Source organism: Lacticigenium naphthae DSM 19658 (assembly GCF_000425865.1).
In the GTDB taxonomy this organism is placed as follows: domain Bacteria; phylum Bacillota; class Bacilli; order Lactobacillales; family Carnobacteriaceae_A; genus Lacticigenium; species Lacticigenium naphthae.
This window is the reverse complement of sequence record NZ_AUEG01000016.1, coordinates 22076-31861: the sequence shown is the minus strand read 5'-3', so window position 1 is coordinate 31861 and position 9786 is coordinate 22076. Positions and strand designations below refer to the sequence as shown.

The 9786-nt window shown below is 36.4% G+C and carries 7 protein-coding genes; 4 read left to right on the top strand and 3 right to left on the bottom strand.

The annotated features are described in order from the left end of the window. Window positions 1-315: 315 nt before the first annotated feature. The gene (argS, locus tag H626_RS0108755) at window positions 316-2010 is read right to left on the bottom strand and encodes an arginine--tRNA ligase (RefSeq protein ID WP_027109031.1); all 1695 of its coding nucleotides are present in this window, start codon (window positions 2008-2010) and stop codon (window positions 316-318) included. A 287-nt stretch (window positions 2011-2297) separates the two neighbouring features. On the opposite strand from argS, the gene argR reads away from it, so the two are divergent. Together argR and H626_RS0108745 are read left to right on the top strand one after the other, a co-directional pair. Next, the gene (gene argR, locus H626_RS0108750; RefSeq protein WP_027109030.1) at window positions 2298-2753 is read left to right on the top strand and encodes an arginine repressor; all 456 of its coding nucleotides are present in this window, start codon (window positions 2298-2300) and stop codon (window positions 2751-2753) included. Between the two features lie 15 nt (window positions 2754-2768). After that, a complete protein-coding gene (locus H626_RS0108745) occupies window positions 2769-4277 on the top strand; it encodes a phosphohexomutase domain-containing protein (RefSeq protein ID WP_425411638.1) in 1509 nt (502 codons plus the stop codon). A gap of 386 nt (window positions 4278-4663) precedes the next feature. On the opposite strand, the gene zwf is transcribed toward H626_RS0108745, so the two are convergent. Continuing rightward, a complete protein-coding gene (zwf, locus tag H626_RS11020; RefSeq protein WP_035619093.1) occupies window positions 4664-6127 on the bottom strand; it encodes a glucose-6-phosphate dehydrogenase in 1464 nt (487 codons plus the stop codon). Between the two features lie 533 nt (window positions 6128-6660). On the opposite strand from zwf, the gene H626_RS0108730 reads away from it, so the two are divergent. Continuing rightward, window positions 6661-7980, top strand: coding sequence for a DEAD/DEAH box helicase (locus H626_RS0108730; protein WP_027109027.1), 1320 nt, complete (start codon window positions 6661-6663; stop codon window positions 7978-7980). Between the two features lie 61 nt (window positions 7981-8041). Here H626_RS0108730 and H626_RS0108725 read toward each other — a convergent pair whose 3' ends face one another. Beyond that, a complete protein-coding gene (locus tag H626_RS0108725; RefSeq protein WP_027109026.1) occupies window positions 8042-8815 on the bottom strand; it encodes a DUF1189 domain-containing protein in 774 nt (257 codons plus the stop codon). A gap of 180 nt (window positions 8816-8995) precedes the next feature. On the opposite strand from H626_RS0108725, the gene H626_RS0108720 reads away from it, so the two are divergent. Next, window positions 8996-9604 carry a superoxide dismutase gene (locus H626_RS0108720; protein ID WP_027109025.1) on the top strand — a complete coding sequence of 203 codons (609 nt, stop codon included), beginning with the start codon at window positions 8996-8998 and terminating at the stop codon, window positions 9602-9604. The last annotated feature ends 182 nt before the right edge of the window (window positions 9605-9786 follow it).

Below are 9786 nucleotides of genomic sequence, written 5' to 3'. Positions count from 1 at the left end.
TAATTTTAAAGAGATGGAAAAATCCACGTACTAAGATTAGCAGATTAATGCGCTTAGGTCTAGATATGGACAGTGCTAAGCGTATTGGCTACTCCAGAAAGAAATACTGGAGACTGTCAAAAACACCTGAGGTTCATTGGGTGCTTACAACGAAAAGACTCTACCGGTGGAACGTAGTTTCACTACGTAACCTGGCAGAGTCTGCTTACTTAAGATATTGAACCGCCGTATACGGAACCGTACGTACGGTGGTGTGAGAGGACGGTAAATAAATTAATTATTTACCTCCTACTCGATTGAAAAGTCGGATTGTACTTACATTTGATTTGGAGATTGTACCCCTAGTAATCTTAAGTCTTCTTTGATAACTTCTGTTACTGCGTAGACTAATGCCAAACGAGAGTTTTTTTCCTCGTGTTCATCTAGTACACGAACATTTGCATAAAAACGATTGAAGGCTTGAGCTAAACTGATTGCGTGTTTGGCAATGACGGAAGGCTCGAATTTATTATATGCTCTCATGACTGCTTCAGGCATTTCCTGTATCAATTTGATAACGTCCCAACTATACTCATCCGTTAAACTATAAGTATCTGCAGGGTCAAATGTCATTTGTCCAGCTTTACGTAAAATACTCATTCCACGTGCGCGAGTGTATTGTACATAAGGGCCTGTTTCTCCTTCAAATTGAACAACCTCTTCAATAGTGAAGTCAAAACTGTTTAAGCGATCATTTTTCAAGTCATGGAAAACAACAGCACCTACGCCGACTTGTTCAGCGATTTCATCTTTATTTTCGATTTCTGGATTCTTTTCATTGATTTGTTTTTTAGCTTGTTCAACAGCTTCGTTTAGAACTTCCTCTAATAAAACAACTTGACCTTTACGTGTTGAAAGTTTTCGACCACCTTGGGTAATCAAGCCGAATGGAATATGGTGGATATCGTCAGCCCAATCATAACCCATTTCTTTTAATACTGCTTTTAATTGGTTAAAGTGATTGGATTGTTCTTGTCCTACCACATACAAAGAGTGAGCAAAATTATAATTTTCTTTTCTGTAGAATGCAGCAGCTAAGTCACGAGTAATATAAAGGGTTGCTCCATCTGATTTTTTGATTAGAGCAGGATTTAAATTGTATTTGTCTAAATCAACGATATGAGCCCCACGATTAACAGACAAAAGATTCTTCTCTTCTAATAAATCGATGACTTTATCCATTTTATCATTATAGAAAGCTTCACCACTATAAGAATCAAAGGAAATGTTCAAACGAGTGTATATCTTTTTAAATTCTTTTAAAGACTCTTCTCTGAACCAAGTCCATAACTCCCAAGCTTCTTCGTTGCCTTCTTCTAATTTTCTAAACCACAAACGACCTTCATTTTCTAATTCAATATCGGTCTCGGCTTCAGCATGAAACTTGACGTATAAGCGTAAAAGTTCTGAAATTGGATTTGCACGAACCTCTTCTTCGTGACCCCAACGTTTGTAAGCAACGATGAGTTTTCCGAATTGTGTTCCCCAATCACCTATATGATTAATTTTTATTGTGTTGTATCCCATTTTAGTAAAGATCTCGGAAAGTGAATTACCAATAACAGTGGAACGTAAGTGACCCAGCGACATTGGTTTTGCAATGTTTGGTGAGGACATATCCACAGGAACATTTTTATTTTCACCAATCGTGTGAGAACCGTATTTATCTTTTTGATCTAATACTTCATTTAGAACTTCTCTGGATATCAACGTTTTATCCAGGAAGAAGTTTAAGTAAGGCCCAACAGTTTCTGAATCTTTGATAATAGGTGCAGTGACTGATTCTTTTAAATCGCCTGCAATTTGTGCAGGGGATTTACGGTATAGTTTAGCCAAACTGAAAGTGGGAAATGCTAAATCACCGTGGGCAGCCATTTTAGGTTTTTCGAGCAAAGAATAGATTTCATCGTACGATAAATCCTCTTTTAACGTTTCGTGTAAAGCTTGAGCAACTGGTTTTTTATAGTCCATAGGGTAAGTCCTCCTGTTTTTAAAAACTTTTCATATAAAAATGCCCTCAATTCAATATAGTGAAAGAAAAGACGGCAAACAAAATGGTTATAAAAAATAGATAGAATATTTCATTATCATCTAATTTGAATTAGTTGAATTATAACAAACTTTTGCATAGTATTCAATCTACAAATTGAAAAAAGTACTGGGGATGAATGTTTTTAGCAGCAAAGACTATTGGGTATTTTTATGAAAAATGGTAAGATATTGTAGAGAATATTTATGCAAGAAAAGGGGGGTTTTTGTTGAAAAAGGAAGAAAGACAAACAATTATCAAACAAATCATATTGAACAATGTAGTGTCCACCCAAGAAGAGTTGATGAACAAGTTGAGAGAAAAGGGAATCAGTGCAACACAGGCTACTATTTCAAGAGATGTAAAAGAATTACATTTAGTGAAAACTCCACTGGGGGATGGAAGTACAAAATACACTATTTTCCTAAATAATCAAATTACTTTGCAGGAGAAATTACAAGCTACTCTGCAAGAAGTTGTGATCGATCTCAAACACGTTCAATTCACAAATTTAATAAAGACGATCCCAAGCAACGCACACGTTATTGGGGCGATTTTAGATGATCTTTCTCGAGATGAAATAATAGGAACTGTCGCGGGGAATGATACCATATTGATTCTCTCTAAAGATGAAGCAGATGCAAAACAATTATATGATTATTTAGTTCAATATATAAATTTATAAGAAAGTAGGCGTGTAGTGATGACATATCCGCACTTGCAGAATGGTTCAGATATAAGAGGATTTGCTATAAAAACAGCTAAACAAGAAGTGACGTTGACAGACGAGGCAATTAAGCATATCGCAACAAATTTTTCTTCCTGGCTAACTAAACGCATTGGGGAAAAAGATGAAAAGATCACAATCGCTGTTGGATACGATAGTCGTCTTACCGGACCTGCTATTCAAGAACAATTGCTTTCTACATTTATGCAGGCAGGAATCCATTGTCTGAACGTTAAGATGGCAACAACACCGGCCTTATTCATGGCCACACAATTCAAGAATTATAATTGTGACGCGGGTATCATGATTACTGCCAGCCATCTTCCAAAAGAATACAATGGGTTGAAGTTTTTCACAAAAGAAGGTGGCCTGGAGCATGAAGATATTGCCTATTTAGTAGGGGAGTTACATCCGTTGACCGGTCCAGTCGATCAAGTAGGTGAAACAGACGAAAGAGCATTGCTAGATGATTATGCCAACTTTTTAGTCGATACGATCCGGTCAAAAGTGAACAATCGGATCCATTCGAAAACACCTTTAGAAGGTAGGAAAATCATTGTTGACGCTGGGAATGGAGCAGGTGGATTTTTTGCTGAAAAAGTGTTGAAACCTCTTGGGGCGGATACAGAGGGGAGTCAATTTTTAGACCCCGACGGACACTTTCCCAATCATATCCCCAATCCGGACAACAAAGAAGCCATGAAGAGCATCCAGGCAGCGGTTTTGAAACACAAGGCAGATTTAGGAATAATTTTTGACACGGATGTCGATCGTTCTGCGATTGTGGATGCACAAGGAAAAAGTATAAATCGAAATAATTTAATTGGGTTGATCGGAGCGATCGTGTTAGAAGAAAATCCCGGGACAACGATCGTTACAAATTCCCCAGTTTCTTCTCATCTTGAACGGTTTATTCAAGATAAGGGAGGGGAAGTTGACAGATATATTTCAGGATACAGAAATGTGATCAATCGTGCGATTGAGTTAAATGAAGAAGGAATAGACTGTGCCCTGGCCATAGAAACGAGTGGTCATGCTGCTTTGAGAGAAAACTTTTTCCTTGATGATGGAGCTTATTTGGCTGCTAAAATTTTAATTGCAGATGCTAAAATCAAAGAAAAAAATCAGTCGGTCACACAATTGATTGCGAACCTGAAGGAACCTCTTGAGACAGAAGAAGTGCGATTTGTAATTAAAGCAAATGAGTACAGAAGTATCGGGAAAACAATGCTGGAGGATTTTTCTCAATTCATTGAAGAAACAGAAGGGTTTGAATTGGTACCGAAAAACAAAGAAGGAATCAGAGTAAATACAACTGGGAAATACGGTGCAGGCTGGTTTTTATTGCGCATGAGTTTACATGAACCTAAACTAGTTTTGCAGATCGAAAGTGATGAATACAACAAAATCCCGATGATAAAAGATGAATTGAAATCATTCTTTTTGATCCAGGATCGGTTAGATTCATCGGCTTTGTTCTGAAATCAGAAAAGGAGAGTGCTACAAAAACGTTTAGACCCGAATAGAGCTCCGCATACTGTATCCGTAAGCCACTAAAGTGTCAACGGATACAGTAACTGGCGCGGATACTCGAAAGATAGTCGTAGACTATCTTTCGAGTATTAGTGAAGTGGCTGTCGGGTCTGTTTTTTGGAGCACGTTTTAGAAAGTAACGTTTGGGAAATGATTAGAGGTTGGGACAAAAGTCCCAACCTCTAATCATTTTAAAATAAGATCCCAAAAGTAGAAACCAGTTTAATTTCAGAATATGTTAGTTTTCTGCTATTTTTTTAGTAGATGGCAGTTGCAGCAGCTACAAATAAATTAAGCGGAGTGATTCAGTTCTGAACACTTTTCAGCTCATAGTGTTAGTTAAGAAACCAGCTGAATCCATCTTGTGCAATTAATTTATCACTTGCCTCTGGGCCCATGCTCCCGCTAGGATAGTTAGGAAATTCTGGAGTGGTGGAATCCCACATTCCTCGAATGTGATCGATAAACTTCCATGAAGCAGCCAATTCGTCCCAATGGACAAAATTTGTCGAGTTCCCTTTTAAGACATCTCCAATTAATTTTTCATAATCTTCCGGACTATTTACGAGTTCTTCTTTGGTATATAATTTACTTAACTCGATCGATTCAAGCTCAATGATCGGCCCAGCTTTCTTCCCGTTCAAATAAAGAGAGATCCCCTTATCCGGATCCACTTTTAAAGAGAAGACCGTTTTAGCTGTTTCTTTTTCGCCAAATAAAGGAAGGGAATGATTGACTAATTCCACATCGATTTGAGTTGTTTTATCTTTTAATCTTTTTCCGGTTCGAATATAGAAAGGGGTGTCTTTCCACCGGGGAGTTTGTATTTCTAGTCTTCCAGCTACGAATGTTTCAGTTGAAGATTTCTCATCTACTTTTTCTTCTTGCCGGTAAGCAGAGTATTCGTCTGGTCTAGCTGGGTTTTCTGCATATTGTCCACGCACAAAGTGATTATCTAGTTCTTCTTTTGAATAATATTTCAACGAACTTAATATCTTCACTTTTTCTTTCGTAACATTTTCAGCACAGAAAGTTTGTGGAGGTTCCATAGCTAAAATAGAGACCAACTGTAAGACATGATTTTGAACCATATCTCTCAATGCGCCACTGGTGTCGTAATAACCACCGCGCTCTTCAACACCAAGAGATTCGCTTAGTGTAATCTGAATGTTTTTAATATAGCGATGGTTCCAGAAGGATTCAACTAAAGAATTACCAAAGCGTACGGCCATCAAATTTTGAATCATTTCTTTTCCTAAATAGTGATCGATACGATAAAGTTGCGATTCATCAAATGTATTTCTGATTTGATCATTTAATTTTTTAGCAGAAGGAAAGTCGGATCCAAACGGTTTCTCAATAATTACGCGATCAAATCCCTTTTCGGTAACCAACTGTTGATCTTTAAGGTTCTTCGAGATCGTTCCAAAGAAACTAGGAGACATAGCTAAATAAAACAGTCTGTTTCCTTCAATAGAGTACTCTTGATCAAGTGAGTCGGCTAATATTTTCAGTGTTTCATAGTGTTCAGTATCATTCACATTATGAGACTGATAGCGAAAATGGGAAGCGAACTCGCGTGCTTCTTCAGTGACAGTATCCTCATCTGAAACAGCTTGAGACACGATTTCCTGGTAATAATCATCACTCCATTCTCTCCTAGCTGTCCCGATAACTGCAAAGTGTTTTTTTAAGTAGTTTTTTTGATATAATTTAAATAAAGCAGGATATAATTTTCTTCTTGCTAAATCTCCGGTGCCTCCAAATATGATAAATAGAGCTTTGGTTTCTTGGATCATCTAGGTACCTCACTTTTTCATTATTTTATGAAACACAATAATTTTTAATTTTTATGCATTTCATTTATCTTAACTTTATTTTACAATAAAATTCTAGATTTACCTAATCAAAAAAACATATAGATTGAAGGAGATAACCGTGAGCGCATTCCATTTAGTTTTGGGAATCATTAGTGTGGTCCTGATTATTGACGGGTCTTTTATTTTGTCAACGAAAGGGAAAGATATGATCAACTCCATGAAGGCACCTTTACAAGTGGGCAAATATTTAAATTCATTAGGAAAAATACTGTTTAAAGGGGGCCTCCTAACTTTCTTGTGGGTCAGTGCAGATTATTTCTTCTTTTCAGTGAAGAGTCAAAACCTAAGTTTAATCGTATTACTCTGTTTGTTTGCTCTAGTGATTGTGTGGGAATACAGTAGGCTGAAGAAATCTAGTTCGTGATCCGCTTGTCAATCTTCAGTTTTTACTTTAATAATAAACTTAAAGGTGTTATACTGATAAGATATGAAAAGAAAATAGAGGTGGAAGTATGACACATTCGTTCGAAAAATTTAACTTAGATCCATATTTGATAGAAGCAATTTCCGAAATCAACTTTTATGAACCAACCGAAATTCAAAACAGAGTTATTCCAGTAGTGGAAAACGGAAGAGATATTATTGGTCAATCTCATACAGGTTCAGGAAAAACACATTCATTTTTATTACCCTTATTTAATGATATCAAACCGGAAAAACAAGAAGTTCAAGTACTGATCACAGCACCAAGTCGTGAATTAGCCGAACAATTGTATCAAGCAGCTAGTCAATTAGCAGCTCATTCTCCTAAAGAAATCATTGTCCAAAATTATATCGGTGGAACCGATAAAAATCGGCAAATCGAAAAATTGGGAAACAAACAACCACACATAGCTATTGGGACTCCTGGTAGATTATGGGATTTGATTGAATCCAATGCTTTACTAGCCTATACCGCTCCTGTTTTAGTAGTTGATGAAGCAGATATGACACTTGACATGGGATTCTTGGACGAAGTAGACAAAATAGCTAGTCGTTTGCCATCGAAATTGCAAATGCTCGTATTTTCAGCTACGATTCCTGAAAAATTACAACCTTTCTTACGTAAGTATATGGACAATCCGCTTGTCATTGAAGTAGGGACTGAGCGTGTTCTAGCTGAAACAATTGATAACTGGTTGATTTCAACTAAAGGTCACAACAAAGTTAACTTGATTTATAATCTATTAACAGTTGGTCAACCTTATTTAGCCTTGATTTTTGCAAACACTAAAAGCAAAGTGGATGAAATTGCCGCAGGCTTAATGAAAAAAGGCTTTAAAGTTGCCAAAATCCATGGGGATATTCCTCCAAGAGAAAGACGACGTGTTATGAAGCAAGTCCAAAACTTGGATTACCAGTTTGTTGTAGCAACAGATTTGGCTTCTCGTGGAATCGATATCGAAGGTGTTTCACATGTGATCAATGCTGAAATTCCAAGAGATCTAGACTTCTTTATTCACCGTGTGGGTAGGACTGGAAGAAATAATCTAAAAGGAATTGCAATTACTCTTTACGAACCAGGCGAAGAAAAAGCGATCAACGATTTAGAAAAGATGGGTATTGAATTTAAACCTAAACAAATCAGTAATGGCGAAATTATAGACACATACCATCGTGAAAGACGTGACCAGCGTAAAGGGAAATCCAAAGAAAAAGGATTCGATAGTGAAATTCACGGAATGGTTAAAAAAGCGAAGAAGAACATTAAACCAAATTATAAAACCAAGGTTAAACGTAAAATGGAAGAGAAGAAAAGAGCACAAAGAAAAATAAAAAGTAGAGGGAAATAACAGAAAGTTTATTTTCTAATTAAAAAAGCATCTGCAGATTTGTTGTCTGCAGATGCTTTTTCTATTTATCTGTTTTCGTTTCACTTTTTAAGGAGAGTAAGAAAATGAATACCGTAATAAACACTTTTGCTTCAAATTGTATGGAGGAGTATACGCCAAAACTATTTAACACACTAAAAAGTATCGTTGGAAGTGTTGAAGCAACCATGACTACCTTAAAGGTTTGCAGAAATGGCCATTGGATCCGTCTTACTATCAAGAAAATATTTGCAAATAATGTCATCAGTAACAGTTCCAGTCCAAAATTTAAACTGATAAAAATAAATACGGAGACTGTCATAAATAGATACAATACTAAATCAGTGCTTCCAAAAGCGGTAAACATTTCCCTGAAAAAATTTGCATCAGTATCATCTATGTTATCGTATGAAAAAGTGAGTGGGGTGGATACAACATTGATATAAATCTGATCTTGCATTAAACCGACACCAACATATTGTCCCATTGTTTCCAAATTAGCATCAATGGTCTCAGTTTCCATCAAACCATTTGGATCAAAAAAGAATAAAAGGGAATCCGTTTGGTAAACATAACTATCAAGTTTCGCATCAGACTGAATTTCACCATTTTCAATTGTAAAATCAGGAATACTAGCTGCTATTTCTTGGCCGTCTTCTTCTAAATCATTTATGACAGAAAATGATTCAATCATTAGAGGGACAACCAGCACCAAAGACAAGAAGAGGAAATATAACCACGCCTGGCTTCTTTTTAATTCTCTAGCTTGTATACTTTTTAAAGGATTTCGAATGGCTTCTTTTAACAAATTGAACACTTTTATAGTCGACCTACTTTCTATTTATTAATTTTGCATATTCTTTCATTCTAAACTCTCTGTGTTTTAATTACAACTAAATATAAATATTGATTACAAATTGTAAGCATATCTTTTGTATATAGATTCTAAGCATGCTAAAGTTGATTTGTATGATAATTATATAGGAGGAATGTAAAAATGACTTATACTTTACCAGATTTACCTTATGCTTATGATGCTTTAGAGCCTCATATCGATGAAAAAACGATGCATTTGCATCATGATAAACATCACAATGGCTATGTAACAAAGACCAACAAAGCTTTAGAAAACCATCCTGAGTTGGCCGAACTTAGTATCGAGGACCTAATGAAAAAATTAGATTCAGTACCTGAAGATATTCGCACGGCTGTCCGTAACAACGGTGGTGGACATGCTAATCATAGCTTGTTCTGGACTGTTCTTTCTCCAAAAGGTGGGGGCGAACCAGAAGGTGCCTTGAAAGAAGCAATTGAAAAATCGTTTGGTAGTCTAACTAAATTCAAAGAAAAATTTAGTGCAACTGCTACAGGCCGTTTTGGCTCAGGCTGGGCTTGGCTTGTTGTAGATAACGGAGAATTAGAAGTTATAGACACACTCAATCAAGATTCGCCTTATTCTCTTGGAAAAACACCGATTTTAGGTCTGGATGTTTGGGAACATGCGTATTATCTTAATTATCAAAATAGACGTCCGGATTATGTTGCAGCATTCTGGAATGTTGTCAATTGGGATGAAGTTTCTAAACGATTTAAAGACGCCAAATAAGTTTAAAAGGAACAGGATTTAGAAAGTAAAGTTCGTAAAATGAGAAGAGGCTGGGACTTTTGTCCCGGCCTCTTTTCAACGTTTCGTCAAGTCAAAATATTCATGCGGACCCATGGGTGCTTATGTTATTCTGATTCCATACAAAACACACAGAGAATCCAGTCAAATAGGACAATGAAAAA

Excerpts from the sequence above, each read along its gene's own strand:
- H626_RS0108720 (WP_027109025.1), top strand. The coding sequence starts at position 8,996 with ATGACTTATACTTTACCAGATTTACCTTATGCTTATGATGCTTTAGAG.
- argS (WP_027109031.1), bottom strand. The coding sequence starts at position 2,010 with ATGGACTATAAAAAACCAGTTGCTCAAGCTTTACACGAAACGTTAAAA.
- zwf (WP_035619093.1), bottom strand. The coding sequence starts at position 6,127 with ATGATCCAAGAAACCAAAGCTCTATTTATCATATTTGGAGGCACCGGA.
- H626_RS0108730 (WP_027109027.1), top strand. The coding sequence starts at position 6,661 with ATGACACATTCGTTCGAAAAATTTAACTTAGATCCATATTTGATAGAA.